The 21334-nt window shown below is 64.1% G+C and carries 17 protein-coding genes and 2 pseudogenes; 9 read left to right on the plus strand and 10 right to left on the minus strand.

Translation table 11 applies throughout. The features are described from left to right. From BTW08_RS19060 to nuoN, 3 genes and pseudogenes are all read left to right on the plus strand, one after another. Nucleotides 1-208 (plus strand): annotated as a pseudogene (locus BTW08_RS19060) (NADH-quinone oxidoreductase subunit L); the annotation flags it as partial. 93 nt (nt 209-301) lie between these two features. After that, nucleotides 302-1828, plus strand: coding sequence for an NADH-quinone oxidoreductase subunit M (gene nuoM, locus BTW08_RS00010; RefSeq protein ID WP_075560460.1), 1527 nt, complete (start codon nt 302-304; stop codon nt 1826-1828). After that, the gene (nuoN, locus tag BTW08_RS00015) at nt 1825-3285 is read left to right on the plus strand and encodes an NADH-quinone oxidoreductase subunit NuoN (protein WP_083627598.1); all 1461 of its coding nucleotides are present in this window, start codon (nt 1825-1827) and stop codon (nt 3283-3285) included. Before nuoM ends, nuoN begins: the two co-directional genes overlap by 4 nt. 150 nt (nt 3286-3435) lie before the next feature. On the opposite strand, the gene BTW08_RS00020 is transcribed toward nuoN, so the two are convergent. Together BTW08_RS00020 and BTW08_RS00025 are read right to left on the minus strand one after the other, a co-directional pair. Further along, nucleotides 3436-4257 (minus strand): endonuclease/exonuclease/phosphatase family protein, encoded by an 822-nt coding sequence (locus tag BTW08_RS00020; protein ID WP_075560461.1) that lies wholly within the window; start codon nt 4255-4257, stop codon nt 3436-3438. Between the two features lie 4 nt (nt 4258-4261). Then, complete coding sequence (locus tag BTW08_RS00025; RefSeq protein WP_075560462.1) at nt 4262-4900, minus strand: thiol:disulfide interchange protein DsbA/DsbL; 639 nt, start codon at nt 4898-4900, stop codon at nt 4262-4264. Between the two features lie 379 nt (nt 4901-5279). On the opposite strand from BTW08_RS00025, the gene yihA reads away from it, so the two are divergent. After that, complete coding sequence (yihA, locus tag BTW08_RS00030) at nt 5280-5900, plus strand: ribosome biogenesis GTP-binding protein YihA/YsxC (protein ID WP_075560463.1); 621 nt, start codon at nt 5280-5282, stop codon at nt 5898-5900. A gap of 358 nt (nt 5901-6258) precedes the next feature. Here the strand turns inward: yihA and BTW08_RS00035 are convergent, their stop codons facing one another. From BTW08_RS00035 to argH, 7 genes and pseudogenes are all read right to left on the minus strand, one after another. Next, on the minus strand, nt 6259-6993 hold the full coding sequence (locus BTW08_RS00035; RefSeq protein WP_075560464.1) for an HAD family hydrolase: 735 nt from the start codon (nt 6991-6993) through the stop codon (nt 6259-6261). Nucleotides 6994-7004: 11 nt separating this feature from the next. After that, nucleotides 7005-7919 (minus strand): tyrosine recombinase XerC, encoded by a 915-nt coding sequence (locus BTW08_RS00040; RefSeq protein WP_075560465.1) that lies wholly within the window; start codon nt 7917-7919, stop codon nt 7005-7007. Further along, nucleotides 7903-8643: a DUF484 family protein gene (locus BTW08_RS00045; RefSeq protein ID WP_075560466.1), complete on the minus strand. Its 741-nt coding sequence runs from the start codon at nt 8641-8643 to the stop codon at nt 7903-7905. Before BTW08_RS00045 ends, BTW08_RS00040 begins: the two co-directional genes overlap by 17 nt. Before the next feature lie 71 nt (nt 8644-8714). Next, nucleotides 8715-9548 carry a diaminopimelate epimerase gene (dapF, locus tag BTW08_RS00050; RefSeq protein WP_075560467.1) on the minus strand — a complete coding sequence of 278 codons (834 nt, stop codon included), beginning with the start codon at nt 9546-9548 and terminating at the stop codon, nt 8715-8717. Then, nucleotides 9548-10852 carry a diaminopimelate decarboxylase gene (lysA, locus tag BTW08_RS00055; RefSeq protein WP_075560468.1) on the minus strand — a complete coding sequence of 435 codons (1305 nt, stop codon included), beginning with the start codon at nt 10850-10852 and terminating at the stop codon, nt 9548-9550. Before lysA ends, dapF begins: the two co-directional genes overlap by 1 nt. 155 nt (nt 10853-11007) lie before the next feature. Further along, nucleotides 11008-11106: pseudogene (locus BTW08_RS19290) on the minus strand (lipoprotein); the annotation flags it as partial. 19 nt (nt 11107-11125) lie between these two features. Then, on the minus strand, nt 11126-12538 hold the full coding sequence (gene argH / locus BTW08_RS00065; RefSeq protein ID WP_075560470.1) for an argininosuccinate lyase: 1413 nt from the start codon (nt 12536-12538) through the stop codon (nt 11126-11128). Nucleotides 12539-12879: 341 nt separating this feature from the next. On the opposite strand from argH, the gene hemC reads away from it, so the two are divergent. The 5 genes from hemC (at nt 12880) to BTW08_RS00090 (ending at nt 18679) form a co-directional block, all read left to right on the plus strand. Further along, the gene (hemC, locus tag BTW08_RS00070) at nt 12880-13830 is read left to right on the plus strand and encodes a hydroxymethylbilane synthase (protein ID WP_075560471.1); all 951 of its coding nucleotides are present in this window, start codon (nt 12880-12882) and stop codon (nt 13828-13830) included. Next, a complete protein-coding gene (locus tag BTW08_RS00075; RefSeq protein WP_075560472.1) occupies nt 13830-14618 on the plus strand; it encodes a uroporphyrinogen-III synthase in 789 nt (262 codons plus the stop codon). The genes hemC and BTW08_RS00075 overlap by 1 nt, the downstream gene beginning before the upstream one ends. A 6-nt stretch (nt 14619-14624) precedes the next feature. Further along, nucleotides 14625-16415, plus strand: a complete 1791-nt coding sequence (locus BTW08_RS19295; RefSeq protein ID WP_075560473.1) for a uroporphyrinogen-III C-methyltransferase — start codon at nt 14625-14627, stop codon at nt 16413-16415. Beyond that, complete coding sequence (locus BTW08_RS00085; RefSeq protein ID WP_075560474.1) at nt 16412-17635, plus strand: heme biosynthesis HemY N-terminal domain-containing protein; 1224 nt, start codon at nt 16412-16414, stop codon at nt 17633-17635. Before BTW08_RS19295 ends, BTW08_RS00085 begins: the two co-directional genes overlap by 4 nt. Before the next feature lie 93 nt (nt 17636-17728). Beyond that, nucleotides 17729-18679 (plus strand): ROK family protein, encoded by a 951-nt coding sequence (locus BTW08_RS00090; RefSeq protein WP_075560475.1) that lies wholly within the window; start codon nt 17729-17731, stop codon nt 18677-18679. Nucleotides 18680-18719: 40 nt separating this feature from the next. On the opposite strand, the gene BTW08_RS00095 is transcribed toward BTW08_RS00090, so the two are convergent. Next, entirely contained in the window at nt 18720-21209 is a 2490-nt protein-coding gene (locus BTW08_RS00095; RefSeq protein WP_075560476.1) for a mechanosensitive ion channel domain-containing protein, read from the minus strand. Nucleotides 21210-21334 lie beyond the last annotated feature (125 nt).

Here is a 21334-nt window from a genome sequence, read left to right on the forward strand (position 1 = left end):
CTATGACTGGCTGTTCGTGCGGCCCTATCAAGGGCTGGTGAAGGTCAACCGCAACGACTGGATCAACACGCTATGCAATATCCTGCCGTGGTTGGCGCGAGCTTCTCATCACGGGCTGCGCCTGACCCAGACGGGGCTGATGCGCCACTATGCCGTGTCGATGGTGCTGGGGGCGACGCTGCTGCTCGCCTTCCTGCTGGTGGGTTGACGCCATGAGCACACCAACGATGCACAGTGCTGGCAGCCCGGCGACAGCATGTCGGGAACCAACGGAATTCACTCTATCGCGGATGGCTGATTCATGACTCTGGTCTGGCTGATACTGATCCCCTTCATCGGCGGTCTGCTGTGCTGGCAGGCGGAACGCTTCGGAGACCAAGCGCCGCGCTGGATCGCGCTCGGGACCATGCTGCTCGAGCTTCTGCTTGTGATGGGGCTGTGGATCGGCAGCGACTTCAGCCTGCCGGCCGAAGGTGCCGCCGCTGCCTGGACACTGGAGTGGCAGGCCGACTGGATTCCGCGCTTTGGCATCCAGGTCCACCTGGCGATCGATGGCCTGTCGCTGCTGATGATCGCGCTGACCGGGCTGCTCGGCGCCATGGCGGTGATCTGCTCGTGGAAGGAGATCGTGCTTCGGGTCGGGTTCTTCCACCTTAACCTGCTGTGGATTCTGGGCGGTGTGGTCGGGGTCTTTCTCGCCATCGATATGTTCCTGTTCTTCCTGTTCTGGGAAATGATGCTGGTGCCGATGTACTTCCTGATCGCGCTGTGGGGCCACAGCGGTTCGAAGGGCAGTTCGCGTATCGGTGCCGCGACCAAGTTCTTCATCTACACCCAGGCCAGCGGCCTTTTGATGCTGATCGCGATTCTGGGGCTGGTATTCGCGCATCACGCGGCCACCGGCAACTACACGTTCGCCTATGCGGACCTGCTGAACACGCCACTGTCCGAGACCACCGCCTGGTGGCTGATGCTGGGCTTCTTCGTGGCGTTCGCGGTCAAGCTGCCGGTGGTGCCGCTGCACGGCTGGCTGCCGGATGCCCACGCCCAGGCGCCGACGGCCGGTAGCGTCGATCTCGCCGGCATTCTGCTCAAGACGGCGGCCTACGGCATGTTGCGTTTTGCGCTGCCGCTGTTTCCCGAGGCGTCCCACGCATTCGCGCCGATAGCGATGACGCTGGGCCTGATCGGCATCTTCTACGGCGCGATCCTGGCGTGCGGCCAGCGCGATCTCAAGCGCCTGATCGCCTACACCAGTATTTCCCATATGGGCTTCGTGCTGATCGGTATCTATGCCGGGACCGAACTGGCACTGCAGGGCGTGGTCGCGCTGATGGTGGCGCACGCGTTTTCCGCGGCGGGGCTGTTCATTCTCTCCGGCCAGCTCTACGAACGTCTGCACACCCGCGACATGCGCCTGATGGGCGGCCTCTGGGGCCGCATCCGTGGTCTGCCAGGGTTTGCGCTGGTGTTCGTGGCGGCATCGCTGGGCTTGCCGGGCACGGCCAATTTCGTCGGCGAGTTCATGGTGATGTTCGGCGCCTTCGGCGTGGCGCCCTGGATCGTGGTGATCGCCAGTGCCGGCCTGATTCTGGCCGCCGTCTATTCGCTGTTCATCATGCAGCGGGTCTATTACGGCCCACCGGCCGAGGAGACGCCACTGGCTGATCTGGATCTGCGCGAGACGATCCTGCTGTTCGGCATCGTCGCGCTGGTGGTGTTCTTCGGCATCTATCCGCAGCCGCTGCTGGATACGTCCGCCGGGGCCGTGCAAATCGTGCAGCAGAGTGTTCAGCAGGTCGGGGCAATGACGGGAGGTCCTCAATGAGTCATGACGCCGTGATGGCGCTACTCGCCATTTCCCCGTTGATCGTGGTCAGCATGACCGTGGTCGTGGTGATGCTGCTGATTGCCTGGCGCCGCAACCACACGCTGAGTGCCATCGTCACCGCCATCGGGCTCAACGTCGCCCTGCTGGCGCTGCTGTTCGGCTGGACGATGGGCACGGTCGACGTCACCTCGGTGCTGGTGGTCGACGACCTGTCACGTTTCGGCGGGGTGCTGGTGCTGATGTCGACGCTGGCCTGCGTCACCCTGGCGCATCATTACCTCGAAGGCTACGACGGTCCGCGAGACGAATTCTACCTGCTACTGCTGAGTGCGGCTGCCGGTGGCCTGGTGCTGGTTTCGGCGCGCCACATGACGACGCTGTTCTTCGGCATCGAGCTGCTGTCGATGCCGCTGTTCGGGATGCTCGCCTACACCTTTCGCGATCGGGGGGCGCTGGAGAGCGGCATCAAGTACATGGTGCTGTCGGCGGCGGCCACGGCGTTTCTACTGTTCGGCATGGCGCTGCTCTATGCGGTGACAGGGACGCTGGATTTCGCCGAACTGGGCGCGGCGCTGTCGCGTGACGGCGGGGATCCGTGGCTGCTGGCCGGCGCTGGCCTGATGCTGGTGGGCTTGGCGTTCAAGCTCTCCATCGTGCCGTTCCATCTGTGGACGCCGGATGTCTATCAGGGCGGCCCCGGGCCGGCGACGACGTTCCTGGCCACCGCCAGCAAGGTGGCGGTGTTCCTGGTGCTGCTGCGGCTGTTCCAGTCGACGCTGGCCTTCCACCAAGACTGGTGGCACGACCTGCTGGGCTTCATCGCCGTGATCACCATGCTGGTGGGTAACCTGCTGGCGCTGACCCAGAACGATCTCAAGCGCCTGCTGGGCTACTCGTCGATCGCCCATTTCGGCTATCTGCTGGTGGCGCTGGTGGTCAACGACGGGCTCGCGGTGGAGACGGTCGGGGTCTATCTGGTGACCTACGTGCTGACGACCCTCGGAGCCTTCGGTGTGGTCACACTGGTGTCGAGCCCGTACGTCGCGACCGGCGGTACGGCCGATGCCAGCCCCCTTCACCATTATCGCGGTCTGTTCTGGCGTCGGCCCTATCTCACGGCGGTGATGACGGTATCGATGCTATCGCTGGCGGGGATTCCGTTCACGGCGGGCTTCATCGGCAAGTTCTACATCATCGCCGTGGGTGTCGAGGCGCATCGCTGGTGGCTGGTTGGCAGCGTGGTGCTGGGTAGTGCCATCGGGCTCTACTACTACCTGCGGGTGATGGTCACCCTGTTCCTCCACGAACCCGGCATGCAGCGTCGCGATGCGACTCACGACTGGGCCGAGCGCGCCGGCGGCATGGTGGTGCTTGGGGTGGCGGCCCTGGTGATCCTGCTGGGGCTCTATCCCACGCCGATGATCAACTGGGTCAGCTGGGTGGCGGGGTCCTGACTCTCGTCAATACCCGTGGCGCTCGCAACAGTGCCACGGGTACCAACGACGTTTGCCCAACCATTGGGACCTGCCAAAAAAACGCCTCTTCGGAGGCGTTTTTTTATGGGTCGCAATCACGTCTTCAATCGGCGCGGAACGGCTTGGCGTTCAGGAATCCGCGCTGCGGCTGTTGGCCATCCCGATACTGCGGCGACAGGCGGCCGGCAGGTGAATGTCCACGGCGACGGGAAGGTGGTCGGAGAACATCGCTTCCAGCACGCGAGGCTTCTCGGCCCTCAACGATGACGACAGCAGGATATGATCGAGGGCCCGGCGGGGTTGCCAGGCCGGATAGCTGAGCTGCGGCTTGAGCGGATTGAGATCCAGCGCGCGACAGAAGCGCGGATGAGCCAGCAGCTGATCCGGCGTGCAGTTGAGATCGCCCATCACCACGACGTGGTGCAGCGGCTGGATGATCTCTCCCAGGTAGTCGAGCTGGCGCAGCCGACCGCGCTGGCTGAGTGCCAGGTGCGCGACGAAGACGTGCAGCGCGTCCGGGCCTTCGCCATAGCGAGCATGGATCGCGCCGCGCCCGCGCATTCCGGGCAGCCGATGCTCATCGACCCGGTTGGGGGTAAGACGCGACAGTAGCCCGTTGCTGTGCTGGGCAACGTGACCCAGGTTGCGGTTGAGCTGCTGGAAGTGGAAGTCAAAGGCTGAGCGGTTGGCGAGATATTCGACCTGATTGACATGATTGGAACGAAAGCTGCCGCCGTCGGCCTCCTGGAGCCCGACGATATCGTACGCCGACAGAGCGCTGGCGACGATGTCGAGACGCGAGCTGCGTTTGGGGTGAGGCAACAGGTGCTGCCAGCTACGCGTGAGATAGTGATGATAGGCCGAGGTATGGATGCCGACCTGCAGATTGCAGGTCAGCAGCTTCAGTGTCGGCGCGATCTCGCTGGCGGGTGTCGAGGCAGCTACGGACATTCGGTCACTCGCTCTCGGTACGTTCCTCGCGGACTTTCTCGATCAACGCGCTGGCGATCTTCGGCATGTTCTCCAGCGAGCCGGCGGAGTTTGGCGTGACGACATAGCGGCCATCGACGATCAGATCGGGCACGCCCATCAGCTGATAGCCGCGCATCTTGGCCGATGCCTGCTGAATCTCGCTTTTCACGCCGAAGGAGTCGAGTGCCTTGAGGGCTTCGTCCTTGCTGACGCCATAGTTGGTGAAGAACTTGGCGATCTCGTCCTTGTCGGTCAGCCGCTTACCCTGCTTGTGGATGGCGTCCATGAAGTCCTGACGCATTTCATGTTCGATACCCAGCTGCTTGGCCGCATAGAACGCGATGGCGTGCTGTTCCCAGACTTTGCCCAACGGCGCCGCCATCCGGTCGAAGCTGACGTCGTCCGGGAGCTGATCGACCCACTCGTTGAGCGGCTTCTCGAGAGCGTAGCAGTGGGGGCAGCCATACCAGAACACTTCGGTGACTTCGATCTGGTCGGCGGGCACTTCCGTCTTCATCGGCTGGTCGATGACCTGATAGTCCTGACCTTCGACGATATCCGCCGCCATCACTGCGCCCGAGAACGTCAGCCCTGCCAATAGCGCCATAAACGACTTGATCATGCGTTGCTGCTCCTGAATGTCGAGAAAGAAAACCGGTGGTTGAAGCCTTCGTTGTCGAAGCGTCGAGGCTGGAACGCCGCTCGGAAAACATCGCTGCACCGCTGATGAATGCCACGCTACCCGTATTGGAGCCTCGAACGGGCGGCAGGTTCCCTCGCTAGCCTGCTACCGACCCCTTTGCCGTTAGCCTGACAGAAATGAGCGGAAAAGCGTAGGGTGCCCGTCGCTCGTGTTCGGAAGCGAAACATCGTCGCTCGTGTTCGGGAGCGAAACATCGGGCGCTCGTCTTCGGGAGCGCGACTCGACGTCAGCGCTCATCCGCGGGAGAGCACGCGTGCTACACTGCGCGGCGTTACCGTCCACGATGATCGAGCTTGCCATGACTGCCACCCCCGCGCGCCTCAACTACCAGACGGCGACCTTTCAGATCAGCGCGCCGACGCTGGCCAAATGCCCGTTCGATCGGGGAGTCGAGGTCGCTTTCGCCGGACGTTCCAATGCGGGCAAGTCGAGCGCCATCAATGCGCTGACCCAACAGCGGGCGCTGGCGCGAACCTCGAAGACGCCGGGGCGCACGCAGTTGATCAACTTCTTCACGTTGCAGAACGACGATCAGCTCAGGCTCGTCGATCTACCGGGTTACGGCTATGCCAAGGTCCCGGAAGCGATGAAGAAGGAGTGGCAGGCCCATCTCGCCGATTACCTGCATAACCGCCGTTCGCTGGCCGGCTTGATCCTGCTGATGGACGTGCGCCATCCACTTAGCGAGTTCGATATCCAGCTGCTCGAAATGGCGGACGACCGCAAGCTACCGGTCCACATTCTGCTGACCAAGGCCGACAAGTTGAAGCAGGGCCCGGCCAAGGCCTCGTTGCAGCAGGTCAGGCAGCGCCTGGCCGAATGGGAAGACCTGGTCAGCGTGCAGCTCTTCTCGTCGCTGAAGCGCCAGGGCCTCGATCAGGCTTACGGAGTGATGGATCGGTGGATGACGGCGGACTGATCGAATTCGATCCAGCATCTGCTTGGCGGCGAATGCGGGATGCTTCCCCGAAAGACTTATTCGAGTTTCTCCCGCTAACCACTGAAGCCATTCTATCGACCGTTCCGCTCGTTATCGTGAGGGGCAGGCCCCTCACACTCCCCTTTTTGACGCCCAGGACGGCTAAAACCTGCCTGCATCATCGCTGAGCTCGGGTCGGCGCAAAAGGGCATCCTGCCCAACGCGCCTCTTGCATCATCCATGATGCAAGCCCCGGCTCATCGATTCAGCAGGCCGCGCCGTCCTGAATAGGCGTCGAAAGATGGCAAATTCGAGGCCGAGTCGGTCGCAGGGCGTTAATCATGACCCCGAAGTGGGCTCAGACGTCCTGTCGATCCAGCTTAGCGACGATCTCCGGCAGCTCTCGCACATGCGTCACGCGATGCACTCGCGGCGGCAGCTCGCGCTCGCCTTCGTTCTTGGCGTCGATCCAGACGGCATGCATGCCGAGTCGTTGCGCGGCGAGAACGTCCTCTTCCCAATTGTCACCGACGTGCAGGGCACGATAGGGCTGGGTGCCGAGTTGCGCCACGGCGGACAGGAAGGGGCGCGGGTCCGGCTTCGAGGCGTGCATTTCACCCGCGAGAATGATCACGTCGAAGTGATGATCCAGCGACAGGCGCCGCACGTCGACGTTGCCGTTGGTGATGACGCCGAGTCGATAGCGCCGGGCCCAGGCATCGAACATGGGGACGACCTCAGGATAGAGCGCGACGTCGTGGCGCAGGGCCATGAACTGCTCGAAGCCGGCTGCCGCCCACTGCGCCGCTTCGGCCGGAGACAGGCCGTGCTCGGTCAGCAGCTCAATCATGGCGCGTTCGCGAATCCAGCTGTGATCGCCCCGACTCAACGGGAAGCGCTGCATCAACGAGGCGCGAATGGATTGATAGGCTTCCAGCGGGAAGGCTTCGGCCAGCGGTGTCGCCGTGGGGCCGCGATGGGCGTCGATCTGTTCGACGAGCCATTGATAGTGCGCCGGCTCGGCATGGGCCATGACCGGGCCGTTGTGCCACAGCGTGTCGTCTAGATCGAAGGTGATGGCGTCCAGCGGCATGGCGGATGGTCCTAGGGTTTGTCGGAACTCTCGTTGGCGGGCGAAGCCGGCTTGCGTCGCGCGCGGGGATGAGCCTGATCGTAGACCTCGGCGAGCTGCTGCCAGTCCAGGCGGGTGTAGATCTGCGTCGTCGACAGATTGGCGTGGCCCAGCAGCTCCTGCACCGCGCGCAGATCCTGGCTCGATTCCAGCAGATGGCTGGCGAAGGAGTGGCGCAGGCGGTGAGGGTGAAGGTGCTCCGGCAGGCCGCGCTTGCGGGCCGTGTCGGCCAGCCGGCTCTGGATCGATCGATGCCCGAGGCGCCCGCCATGCTGGGCCACGAACAGGGCCGGTTCGCCGTCTCCCGCCAGGGTGCTGCGAAATCCGAGCCAGCTCTGGATGGCCTGGCTGGCGCGACTGCCCAGCGGCACCTGGCGAGGCTTGCCGCCCTTGCCCACGACGCGTACGTGGCGTTGGTCGAGGCTGGCAAGATCGAGTGCCGCCAGTTCCGCCAGGCGCAGGCCGCAGGAGTAGAAGAGTTCCAGCATGGCCTGATCGCGGAAATCGAGCGGATCGCCGTCGTGGGGCGTGTCGAGAAAGTGGCCGAGCAGATCGACATCCACCGGACTGGGCAAGTGGCGCGGCTGACGTGGCGCCTGGGTCAGCTGCACCGGATTGTGTTCGAGTTCACCCCGGTTGACCAGCTCATCGGCGAAACGCGAAAGCGCGGCGCGGCGTCTGGCCAGGGTTCTCGGCGCCATGCCGCGGGTTCGCTCGTGGGCCAGGTAACGCCGCAGCAGCGCGACATCGAGCTCGCGCCAGCTATGCACGTCCTGCGTTTCGAGGTAGCCGATCAGCCCGCCGATATCGCGTCGGTAGGCGTCCACCGTCGCCGGGCTGGCGCGCTGCGCCAGCCGCTTCAGAAAGGCATCAAGCGCGGCCTGCACTGGCGACCTCGGTGCGCCGCAGCAGACGGCTGACGACTTCGCCCAGATACTCCGTGAACAGCGTATCCAGCGTGGCTCGGAAATGCTCGCCATCGTGACTGGCCAATAGCAGGAAGCCCATCGACTCCCCCTGGGTCAGCCGGGTGATGGCGCAGGATCCCGACGCCTGGGGCGCGCTGCAGTGTGGCAGCAGCGCTTGCCAGTCGTCGCGTTCCAGAGTGGTGCAGCAGCTGGTCTGTTGGCTGAGCAGCCGTTCGAGGCGTTGGCGCGCGTCGTCGGTCAGGACGAATCGCGGTGGTTGCCAGGCGTTGGCATTGCGCGGCGTGGCGTGGCACTCCGGCGGCGTCTCCAGCCACAGGCCGATAGCCTGGGTGCGAAAGCGCTCGGCCAGTTGGGTCGACAGGGCTTCTGCCAGGGCGTCGGCATTTTCAGCCTCAATCAGACCGAGAACCAGCTCACGGGTCCGTCGATACTGGGCTTCGTTGTAGCGCGCCGACTCGAGCAGATTCTCGAGACGCCACTCCGCATCTTCGGCGCGGGAACGAAGATCCACCACCAGCCGCTCCAGCAGCGAGACCGCGCCGGGGATGTTGGGGTGAGGCACCTTGAGTTGTTGCAGAAGTCCCTCTCGACCGACGAAGAAGTCGGTGTGCTGCGCCAGCCACTCGGCGACCCGGTCGGGATCGAGTGTCTGGCGAGGCTCGGGGAGCTGGGCGCGTGACATGCGTTGTTCTCCTGTAATCCCTACCGATAGAGCGGTCTTTTTGCCGCATCTTTTTAGTTTCAAGGCGCTTGTTAATTCAGGGCGACGCGTCCCTCGAACACACGTTCGGCGGGGCCGGTCATGAACATCGGCGCCGCTCCGCCTTCCCAGGCCAGAGTCAGGCGACCGCCGCGCAGCTCCACGTCGACCGGGCTCTTTAGCAGCCCCCGGCGAATGCCGCAGGCGACCGCGGCACAGGCACCGGTACCGCAGGCCAGCGTCTCGCCGACGCCACGCTCGAATACGCGCAGACGAACGGCGTGTTCGGAGTCGATCTGCATGAAGCCGACGTTGGCCTGGCGCGGAAAGCTCGGGTGCTGCTGCAATTTCGGCCCGAGTTCGCCCACCGGCGCGCTGTCGACGTCATCGACGTCGATCACCGCATGGGGATTGCCCATCGATGCCACGCTGAAAGCGATGCTGCGGCCGTCGATCTCGAGGTGGTGCACCGGCTCGTCGCGCTCGGCGACGAACGGAATCTCGGCCGGCGAGAAGCGTGGCGCCCCCATATCGACCCGCACTCGGCCATCGGCGTCCACCTTCAGCGTCAACGGGCCGCCCAGGGTCTCGACCTGGAACTCCCGCTTGTGGGTGAGACGCTGATCGATCACGAAGCGGGCGAAGCAGCGTGCGCCGTTGCCGCAGTTTTCCACCTCGCCGCCATCGGCGTTGAAGATTCGGTAGCGGAAGTCCATGTCGGGCTTGCGCGGCGGTTCCACCAGCAGCAGCTGATCGAAACCGATACCGAAGTGACGGTCGGCGAGTTGGCGGATCTGCTCGTCGCGCAGGTAGGCGCGCTGGCTGATCAGATCGACCACCATGAAGTCGTTACCCAGGCCGTGCATCTTGGTGAAGTTCAGCAGCATCAGCTGTTCTCCGGCTGTCGCGATGTCTTTGGCGACGTCTCAGGCGATGTCTCAGGTAAGCGTGACTCCAGGGCCCACAGCGATTCGACACTTTCCCGTTGGCGAACCAGATGACTCCTGTCGCCGTCGACTAGGACTTCGGCAGGGCGGCCGCGACTGTTGTAGTTGGATGCCATGGCGAAGCCGTAGGCGCCGGCCGAGCGCACCGCGAGCAGATCCCCTTCGGCGATTGCCAGCTGGCGTTCCTGGCCGAGGAAATCGCCGCTTTCGCAGATCGGCCCCACCACGTCATAAAGAGCGCTGTCGCGAGTCGAGCGCGTGTCGACCCGCTCGATCCGCTGCCATGCCTGATACAGCGACGGCCGGATCAGATCGTTCATCCCGGCGTCGACGATGGCGAAGTTCTTGGTCTCGCCGGGCTTGAGATATTCGACCCGGGTCAGCATCAGGCCGGCGTTGGCGGCGATGGAGCGGCCCGGCTCGAGCAGCAGCGTCAGATCTCGGCCCTGCAGCCGCTCGCGCACCGCGGCGACGAAATCGCCGGCGGCCGGCGGGCGTTCGTCCTGATAGGTCACGCCCAGGCCGCCACCGATGTCCAGGTGCTCGATGGCGATACCGTGATCGGCGAGCCGGTCGATCAACGCGAGCAAGCGATCGAGCGCGTCGAGATAGGGCGAGAGTTCGGTCAACTGCGAGCCGATATGGCAGTCCAGCCCCACGACCTTGAGATTCGGCCGTTCGGCGGCCCAGGCGTAGAGATCGAACACGTTTTCTGCCGCCACGCCGAACTTGTTGGCCTTGAGTCCGGTGGAGATGTACGGATGGGTCCTGGCGTCGACGTCCGGGTTGACGCGAATCGAGATGTTCGCGACCTGGCCGCGCTCGGCGGCAACCCGGTCGAGACGTTCGAGCTCTGGGCGCGACTCGATATTGAAGCACTTGATGCCGACTTCCAGCGCACGGGCCATTTCGCCGGCCTGCTTGCCGACGCCGGAAAATACCACCTTGGCCGGGTCGCCGCCGGCAGCGAGGACCCGCTCCAGCTCACCCACCGAAACGATGTCGAAACCGGCACCGAGTCGTGCGAGTACGTCGAGTACGGCCAGGTTGGAGTTGGCCTTGAGCGCATAGCAGACCAGATGCGGCATATCGCCGAGGGCGTCGCTGTAAGCCCGGAAATGCCGGGTCAGCGCGGCACGCGAGTAGACGTAGCAGGGCGTGCCGTATTGCTCGGCCAGCCGATCCAGGGCGATGTCTTCGGCGTGGAGTACGCCGTCGCGAACGGGGAAGGCGTCGAACGTCACGGTAGTGCCTCGGCGCTCGGCTGGGCGGGCGCAGGGGCCGGGCTCGCCTGGGGCGGTGCCGGCTGTCGGCGCTGTCCATCGGTATCGCTTTGGCCGGGTGTCTGCTTCGAGGAGGCCGGCGGCTCGTTCTCGTAATCGCCCTGGGGGTCGTAGGTCTTGGTAGCCTCGCTGTCGCCGGGCATGTAGAGCGGCCCTTTCTGGCCGCAACCGGACAGGGCCAGCAGCGATAGGATCAGCACCGACAGCGCCAGCAGCGCGCCGGAGAAGGAAACGTTACGCGACATGACGGCTCTCCTGCAGGGTGGCGAGGGCATCGCGTGCCCGCTGGGCAGCGGCGCGGACCTGGTCCGGTGCGGTGCCGCCGATGTGGTTGCGCGCGGCGACCGAGCCTTCCAGCGTCAGCACCTCGAAAACGTCCTCATTGATCACCTCGGAGAAGCGCTGGAGTTCCTCGAGCGTCATTTCGGAGAGATCCTTGCCCTGCTCGATGCCGTAGGCGACCGCCTTGCCGACGATCTCGTGGGCATCGCGGAACGCGACGCCGGCACGAACCAGATAGTCGGCCAGATCGGTGGCGGTCGAGAAACCGCGGCGCGCGGCTTCGAGCATGCTCTCCGGCTTGGCCTTGAGCGCCGGCGCCATGTCGGCGAAGGCACGCAGGCAGCCCTTGACCGTATCGAGAGTGTCGAACAGCGGTTCCTTGTCTTCCTGATTATCCTTGTTGTAGGCCAGCGGCTGGGACTTCATCAGCGTCAGCAGGCTCATCAGGTGACCATAGACACGCCCGGTCTTGCCGCGCACCAGCTCGGGTACGTCCGGGTTCTTCTTCTGCGGCATGATCGAGGAACCGGTGCAGAAGCGATCCGGCAGATCGACGAAATCGAACTGGGCGCTGGCCCACAGCACCATCTCTTCGCTCATGCGCGAGAGGTGCATCAGCAGGATGCTGGCGAAGGCGGTGAATTCGATGGCGAAGTCGCGATCGCTGACCGCGTCCAGCGAGTTTTCCGACGGACGATCGAAGCCCAGCAGCTCGGCGGTGACATGACGATCGATGGGGTAGGTGGTGCCGGCCAGCGCCGCGGCGCCCAGTGGCAGCACATTGACCCGCTTGCGACAGTCGAGCAGACGCTCATGATCGCGCGTCAGCATCTCCTGCCACGCCAGCAGATGGTGACCGAAAGTGACCGGCTGCGCCGTCTGCAGATGGGTAAAGCCGGGCATGATGGTATCCGCTTCGCGATCGGCCAGCTCGATCAGGCCGCTGCGCAGGCGCGCGAGCTCGGCCGCCACGGCATCGATCTCGTCGCGCAGGTAGAGCCGGATATCGGTGGCGATCTGGTCGTTGCGCGAGCGTCCCGTATGCAGCTTCTTGCCGGTAATGCCGATCTTGTCGGTCAGCCGCGCTTCGATGTTCATGTGAATGTCTTCGAGCGCGATCGACCACTCGACCTCGCCGCGTTCGATCTCGCCTTCGATGGCGTTGAGGCCCTCGATGATGCGATCACGCTCGTCGTCGGTCAGCACGCCGACCCGAGCCAGCATGGTGGCATGGGCGATCGAGCCGCGAATATCGTGATGATAGAGACGCTTGTCGAACGGGATCGAAGCGGTGAAGGCGGCGACGAATGCGTCAGTGGGTTCGCTGAAACGTCCGCCCCAGGATTGGTTGGTTGCCTGCGTCATCGAAAATCGAGCTCTGCGTGGTCTGCGAATGGAAAAAGTCTACGAAACGGCTCCATGAAGCGCTATCCCGAGTGTATCAGAGACGGTGTTGGCATAGGGCGATGTGAACAGGGAGTTGCGAAGAGGGGGAGGTAAGAGACGGTGGAAAGCGGACGATGAAAGAGGTACCGGGGAAGCTGGCCGATGCTCACGACCCTTATCGCTGCGCTCGATTTTTACTCACTCGGCGACTGCTTTATCATGTAAGCCAAGGTTCGCGGACGCGAACACCCACTTGGCGACGAATCGAAGGCACCCGCTGGCGGTGCCGCCGGTGACGACCATTCGACCCGGAGAACGGCGTGCTCGACGCTAATAGATTGAGAATCGCAACCCGCAAGAGCGCGTTGGCGCTGTGGCAGGCCGAACACGTCAAGACGCTGCTGGAACGGTTTCACCCGAACCTGAGCGTTGAACTGGTGCCACTGTCTACCCGTGGCGATCAGATCCTCGACACGCCGCTGGCCAAGATCGGCGGCAAGGCACTGTTCGTCAAGGAGCTCGAAGAGGCCATGCTCGACGGTCGAGCGGATCTGGCCGTGCACTCGATGAAAGACGTGCCGATGCAGTTTCCCGAAGGGCTGGGGTTGTCGGTGATCCTGGAAAGCGGCGCGCCTACGGATGCCTTCGTATCCAACGATTATGCGGGTGTCGATGCGCTGCCGGAGGGGGCGCGAGTCGGCACTTCCAGCCTTCGCCGCGGACTCCAGGTCAGCGCGCGTCGCCCCGACCTCGAGGTGCTGCCGCTGCGCGGCAACGTGCAAACGCGGCTGGGCAAGCTCGATGCGGGTGATTTCGAGGCGATCATCCTGGCCACCGCCGGTCTGCAGCGGCTCGCGCTCGACGAGCGGATCACCGCCGAGCTGACGCCGGAGGAGAGCCTGCCGGCCTGTGGTCAGGGCGCGCTGGGAATCGAGTGTCGTCATGACGATGCGGAGTTGATCACCCTGCTGGCGCCGCTGGATCACGCCGCCACGGCGACGCGAGTGCGTGCCGAACGGGCGCTCAACACCCGGCTCGACGGCGGGTGCCAGGTACCGATCGGCGGCTACGCCGTGCTCGAGAACGATGGCGATACTCTGTGGCTGCGCGGACTGGTGGGGCATCCCGACGGCTCGACCGTGTTGCGCGCCGAAAGCCGAGGCTCGGCCATGGAGCCCGAGTCGTTGGGGATTCGCGTGGCGGAGGACCTGCTGTCGCAGGGCGCCGGCGAGATCCTGGCCGAGGTTTATGGAAACGTTGGCAACGACTGATGCCGGGCCGCGTACTGCTGACACGCCCGGGCCCGAGGGGCGCCGTGCTGGCGCGAGCGCTGCGCGAGGCAGGCTACGACCCGGTCGCGCTCGATGTGCTGCGCTTCGAGACGTTGGCGCTGTCCGCCTCGGTGCGTGCCGCGCTGCTCGATCTCGACCAGTTCCAGGGCGTCATCGTGGTCAGTCCTCAGGCGGCGACGTGTCTTGCTGAAGCCATTGCGTCATACTGGCCGCAGTTGCCACAGGGCCTGCGTTTCTATGCCATCGGCGAGGCCACCGCGCAGACGCTGCATGCTGAACTGGGCGTGCCGGCAGTCATTCCGTCACGCGCCGGCGGCGAGGACAGCGAAGCGCTGCTGGCCGTGGCATCGCTCAGGGCCGTGGCCGGCAAGCGGCTGTTGCTGGCTCGCGGTGAAGAGGGTCGCGAGCTGCTGCGTGAGCGCCTGCGTGAGCGCGGCGCCGAGGTCGAAGCGCTGGCCCTCTACCGACGTCGATATCACCCGCCGTCCTCCCCGGCGAAGACGTGGCTGACGGAAGGGGATTTCGCCGCGCTGGTGGTGACCAGCGGGGAAATATTGCAACATTTGGTCACATGGTGTGGCCAGGTAGCGTTGAACCAACCGCTAATCGTTTCGAGCCAACGGTTGGCTACACTGGCGGGGACGCTGGGATTCGGCTCGCCGCATGTGGCGTCGGGTGCATCTCCGGCGGCACTGAGCGCCGAGATTCGCGCGGTGCTCGATTCACGGAGCGCCACCTTCGATCAGGGTGATCACGAAAAAGGCTAGCGATAGATGAGCAAGCAAAGCAAAGATCAGCAACCGCCGTCGGCAGCGTCTTCCGGCAGCAAGCAGGCGTCGGAAGATCAGACCGGGCCTGACGGACAGGATCCGAAAGCGACCTCATCCGTGACGCCGAGCGCGGGCGACAGCCAGCCGTCGTCGCCTGCCGGGTCGTCCGCGACAACCAACCCGACCCCGCCGGACCCTGCCAAGACCAACCCGATCAAACCGGATGTCGTTCAGCCGGCCGCCACCGATACCGCGACAGGCAAACCGCGCACTGGCCGGGACACCATCGACACGTCGGCGGCGTCTAGCAGTCCCAGCACGGCTGGCGACACGAGTTCCGTCGGCGGCTCCCGGCCAGCCGGAAGCGCCAAGGCGGATAGCCTCGAAACGAGCAGCGCCAGGTCCGATGGCAGCAACAACGCCGGCAATAACAGCGCCGGCAACAAGACAGAGAGCGTCAAGACGGAAAACCCCGGCAAGAGTGACAGGCCCGGCGCGGCAGCGACGAGTGGTGCCAAGGCGTCGGCTTCCAGCGCGGCTGGCAAGTCCGCTACCGGGAAATCCACGAAGAACGGCACCCGTGGCCAATCGAGCCGTCCGACCTCGGCGGGCGGAACGCAACCGCCGGCAGGCGGCGGCTCGGCCTCCGGCGGCGGAATGCGTGGCAACGGCGCCAAGCTGGGGTTGCTGGCCTTGATTCTGGTCATCGTGCTGGCGATCGTGGTGGCTGTCGTCGGCTATCGGGGATGGCAGAAAATTCAGCAGCAGCAGACCCAGTTGAACCAGGTCGGCGCCAACAGCACCACGCTCGATCAGCTCGAGTCGAAAGTCGGCGAGCTCGACCAGAATCGCCAGCAGAACCTGAAAATGATGCGTGGCGAGTTCGATCAATATCGCCAGAAGCTCGATGACACGCTGGACAAGGTGCTCAAGGAGCTGGCGCAACAGCAGCAGGCCGACCCGCGGGAATGGCTGCACGCCGAGGCGGAGTATCTGCTGCGCCTGGCCAACCAGCGCTTGCAGCTCGAGCGCGACGTCAAGGGTGCCAAGGCACTGCTGAATGCCGCCGACGAGCGCCTGCGCGAGGCCGACAACCCGGCGCTGGTGCCGATCCGGCGCGCCATCCAGTCCGAGCTCGCTTCGCTCGATTCGGTGCCGGACATCGATCGCACCGGGCTCTATCTGACACTGATGGCACAGCAGGAACAGCTCGCCCGGCTGCCGCTGAAGCAGGATATCGAAGAGATCGCCGCCGGCAAGGGCGACGCCAAGCCGACCGGCGGCTGGCGTCAGCAGTTGGCAACGCTCGGCAGCGAGCTCAAGGATCTGGTAACCGTGCGTCGTCACGATCAGCCGCTCGAAGCGCTGATCACGCCCCAGCAGGAGTCCTACCTGCGACAGAACGTGCGGTTGTTGCTCGAGCAGGCGCAGCTGGCACTGCTGAAGTCGGAGCCCAAGCTGTATCAGGCCAGTCTCGACAAGGCGCTGGAACTGGTCGAAGGCTACTACGCCACCGACAACGACGGGGTGACCAACTCCATCGACAAGCTCAAGAGTCTTCGCGACAACCAGGTTCGCCCGGAACTGCCGGACATCAGCGAATCGTCGCAGCTGCTCAAGCGTTTCATCGAACAGCGCTTCGGCAACGGCGGCTCTCAGGCTGGCGGTTCACAGAACGGCGGTTCACAGAACAGCGATTCGCAGAATGGAGGCGCACGTAACGGCGGCTCGCAGAATGGCGGCGGACAAAGCGGTAGCTCGACCGATGAATCGGCACAGGGAGAGGGCGCATGAGAAAGCTGATCCTGCTGATCGTCTTCGGTCTGGCGGTCGGCGCGCTGTTCGGGCAGCTGATGCAGTCGCTGCCCGGCTACTGGTTCATTCGTGTTGGCGACACTTCCATCCAGACCTCGTTCTGGTTCGGCTGCGTCCTGTTGCTGGCCGCTTTCCTGATACTCCATTTCCTGCTGCGCGCGTTGACGCGTCTGCGTCGGCCGGTGAGCCGGCTCAAGGTGTGGAACAGCCGCACCCGTCATCGCACGGCGATGAAACGCACCGTTCGCGGATTGGTGGCGCTGGCGGAAGGTCGCTGGAAGCGAGCCGAGAAGTCGCTCACCAAGGCCGCCGACGATTCCGGCACGCCGCTGGTCAACTATCTCTCCGCGGCGCTGGCGGCGCACTATCAGGGTCGTTACGAGCAGGCCGACGTGCTGCTCAAGCGGGCGCACCACAGCACCGAAGGCGCCGATACGGCGGTGGGGCTGGTGCAGGCCCAGCTGATGCTGGATCGCCAGCAGTTCGAGGAAGCCCTGGCGACGCTGACGAGGCTGGAACAGCAGCTTCCGGAGCACCCGCAGGTGCTCAAGCTGCTCAAACAGGCCTATCTCAGCGTCAATGACTGGGATGGCATGCGTCGCCTGCTGCCGCGTCTCGACAAGCACCGCCTGATCACCGAAGACGAGCGTCGCGAGCTCGACCAGCGGGTCTATCGCGAGCTGCTGGTACAGGCCGCGTTGCAGGAAGGCAATCTGCAGCGGGTGCGTTCGTTGTGGGCCGATATGCCGGACAGTCTGCGCAGCGATGTCGAGCTGGTCGGGCTCTACGCCGAAGCGCTGATTCAGGGCGGCGAAGAAGGCGACGCCGAGCGCCTGTTGCGCAACGCGCTCAAGGAGCATTGGGATACGCGGCTAGTGCTGCGCTACGGGCTGCTCAACGTCGACGCCGCACGCCAGCTGGTCTACGCCGAGAAATGGTTGCAGGAACGTCCCAACGATCCGGATCTGCTGCTGACGCTGGGCCGGCTGTCGCTGCGCAACGCCTACTGGGGCAAGGCGCAGGAGTACTTCGAGGCTAGCCAGCGTCAGCGCCCGAGCGGGGTCGTGTGTGCCGAGCTCGCCCGGCTCTATGCCAATCTCGGTGATCACAGCAAGAGCCAGCTCTACTACCGGCAGAGCGTGACGCTGCTCGACAAGTCGCTGCCGGCGCTGCCGCAGCCCAGCGACATGACGCGCTGATCCCGATCTCCGATCGATTGCTCTCCTGGGCGCCTGCGGGCGCCCTTTTTTGTGTGTAATGGACCGTTGCAGGCCGGCTCAAGGAGGACGTTTATGCATTACGGCATCGATGTCGGTGGCACCAAGACCGAAATCGCGATTTACGACCGAGACTGGCAGTGTCTGGATCGCTGGCGTGAGCCGACGCCGGCGCAGGATGGCGAGGCTTTTCTGACAATGCTGACCCGGCTGGTCCAGCAGGCGGATGATCGCTGTGGCGGCCAAGGTACGCTGGGGCTGGGCTTTCCGGGTGTGCTCGATGAGCAGGGCCATCTGGTCGCGGCGAATCTGCCGGGGCTGCGCGCCTGGACACTGGAAACGACGCTGGCAGCACGACTGGATCGCGCTTTCGTGATCGAAAATGACAGTCGCTGTTTCGTGGTCTCGGAAACCGGCCCCGGCGGTGCGGCGGAAGGTCAGCGGAATGTCTTCGGCGCGATTCTGGGGACCGGCGCCGGCGGTGGCGCGATCGTCGAGGGGCGGCTTCTCAAGGGCGGCGGGCGGTTTGCCGGAGAGTGGGGGCACCTGCCACTGCCGGCCGCGGCGGCCAAACGCTACGATCTGCCGTTGCTGTCCTGTGGCTGCGGCCTGGAAGCCTGCCTGGAGGCCTATATCGCCGGGCCAGGGTTAGTGAGATTGCATCGTCATTTCGGTGGCGCGTCGGCATCCGCCGAACAGTGGCACCAGGCCTGGGAGGCGGGCGAGAAATCGGCGCAGCGCGCCCGCGACTGTCATCTGGATCTGGTGGGCGGGGCGTTGGCCAGTGTGGTCAAGCTACTGTCGCCGCAGGTGATCGTCGTCGGCGGCGGCCTGTCGACGATGGATCGGTTCGTGGAGGCCCTGTCGGGCGCTATCGCCGAGCACCTGTTTGCGGGCGTCGAGATACCCGAGGTCGTACGCTCTCGTCTGGGCGATGCCAGCGGCGTTCGCGGCGCGGCCATGCTGGGTGCGGCCGCCTCGGCGGGGAATCCTGTTGTCGGCGGCCATGAAAAAGGCCGCCCGTAGGCGGCCTGTTTAGCTTGGATCTGATGATCGTGTTTTCGGCTTAACGCTCGTCGCCGTTATCGCCGTCGACGTCATCGTGATTCGGCTTGCGATGCGTTTCGTCTTGGGCACGGGATTCGGTCGTCGAACGGCTTTCGCCCTCGATCGCGTTCGGCGCGTCGGTTTGATGCGCCTTCGGCTGACCGGCGGGACTGCCGTCGATCGTGAAGTCCTCCTGCATGATGCGCAGATTGGCGGGCGCCGCCGAGCCGGTGCGATCCTGGCCGAAGTAGAGCGTGGTATGCGGGAACGGAATCTCGATACCGGCCTTGTCGAAGTAGAGCTTGACCAGCCGATTGAACGCTCGCCCGACGCCCCACTGATCGCCCGGGGTGGTCTTGATCACCACGCGAATGTTGACCGAGCTGTCGGCCAGCGCGACGACCCCGGCTACTGTCATCGGCGCCAGCAGTTTGTGCCCATGCTCTTCGCTAGCCTGGAGATCATCGAAAGCGGCCTGCAACTGTTCGATGGCGTAATCGATGTTCTCGCGATAGGCGATGCCGTATTCGCCCACGTGGTTGCCGAACTCACGCATGAAGTTGGAAACGGTATCAACCGACGAGAAGGGCACGATGTGGTAGGTGCCGGCAAGGTCGCGGATCGCCACCGAGCGAATGCTGACGCGTTCGGCGGTGCCGGTGATGCCGCCGGCCGTGACGACATCGCCGGTATTCATCGCATTTTCCAGCTGGATGAATACCCCCGTGATGACATCCTGCACCAGCTTCTGCGCACCGAAACCGATGGCCAGGCCCAGTACGCCGGCGCCGGCGATCAGCGGCCCGATATTGATGCCGATCTGAGACAGAATGATCATCACCGTCATGATGATCAGAGTGATCGCCAGCGCGTTGCGGAACAGGCTCATCAGCGTCTGCGCACGTGCGGTGGGCGCGCCGCCGCCGGTATCCGGATTGAGGAAATTCTCGATCAGGCTGGCCAGGCCGACCCATACGATCGCGGCCACTATCAGAATCAGCAGAACCTGGACCACCGTCGCGATGGTGTGTGAACCGGCATCGCTGACGTACCAGGCAGCAAGATCAAATACGCCCCAGGCATCCAGGGTGTACATCACCACGGCGATCAGGATGATCGCGCGGATGATCTTGAGCAGCGTCGGGATGTAGGAGTTGAGCCGCGACTCCAGCATCGGCAGACGCTGACGAAGCTCGTCGGAAAGGTTGATGCGACGCCCGATCAGCTGAGTCAGGATGCCGGAAACGAGCATGCCGATTCCGATGTAGATAATGGTCTTGAGCGTTGCCAGCAGCACGAATGGCAGTGCCGTCTCGGGATGCAGCAACGTGACGGCAAACACCATGACGGCGTAGAGCAGGGCAATGACATGCCAGATGCGCGCCAGCAGACGAAGCGCCACGCGAGACGCCGACATCTGAGCTGCCTCGGCCTTGGTCATGATCATGTCACGCACGCCGGCGCGATTTTTCAGGATGACGATGACCGACCAGACCAGCGCAATGAGCATGATCAGCACACCAACGGCCTTGCCGAAGGCCGGCGACAGCGTGGTATTGAGGATCGGAACCACCACCAGCATGCCGTAGCCGACGAAGCCCGCCAATGTTGCGAGGAATCGGTTGCAGTAGCGTGCCTGAGCGGCCTCGATTGATACCAGACGTAGCCCTTCGTGACGCGAGGAGAAGAGGACGCGCAGTGCGCATTTGAAGAGCTCGATCAGCAGGAACGCGTTGAGGAACAACGACAGACGAGTATCGAGATTGCCACTTTCGCCGACCAGGAACGTCGCGACCAGATTGCCGGCCACGTAGGCCAGCACGACGACGATGATGTCGACGATGGCCGCCACCAGCACTGACAGGATCACTCGCAGCAAGCGGCTGCGTCCTTCGCCCTGCAGCGCCCACTGGCTGAATTTGGAGAATAACGGGCTGGCGATCCGGCGCAGGATCAAGAACGCAGCGACCGTGGCGATGATCACTAGCGCGAGATCGATCGCGGCGCTGACGAAGTCGCTCATGCTGAACGAAGGCCCGCTGCTGGCCGCGGCATCGCCGCTGCCGAAGAAGCCACCGACCATGGCGACGATGCTGGTGAACTGTCCACCGATATCGCCCGCGATGTGACTGGTGGCCTGCGCCATCCGACGAGGAAACGAGACCGGTGTTTCGGCGCTTCCTTCGCTGTCGCCAGAGGCGGTCGATTCCGCGGCAGGGCTGCCCTCGGTGTTAGCGGCGCCCGACTCCTGATCACGGCTTTCAGCGTCGCTACTGCCTTGAGTCTCGCCAGCCGACTCCTGTTGCGAGGCCAGCTGTCTCAGCCGGTCGATCAGGGCCTGACGCGATTCGGAATTTTCCAGCAGGTCCGCCATGGTGGAATAGGCGGGGCCATCCTTGGCACTTTGCCCTTCGGAGCCGCTGTCCTGAGCGAACACCGGGGCAGCAAATACCAGTAATAACAGCAGTAGCCAGCGACAGAGCCAGCGATCGGGGCGAAGGACTATCAAGCTCCAACCTCCTTGTTTTATGAGCGGATCGATTTGACGGCATGTTGCCAGCCTAACCATCGTTAGGGTAACACTTTCTGGCAGGGGAGAAATTCCGAACCTGAGACGAATGGCGATCCTGTCAG

Origin of the sequence: Salinicola sp. MH3R3-1 (genome assembly GCF_001937155.1) — a bacterium.
In the GTDB taxonomy this organism is placed as follows: Bacteria; Pseudomonadota; Gammaproteobacteria; order Pseudomonadales; family Halomonadaceae; genus Salinicola; species Salinicola halophyticus.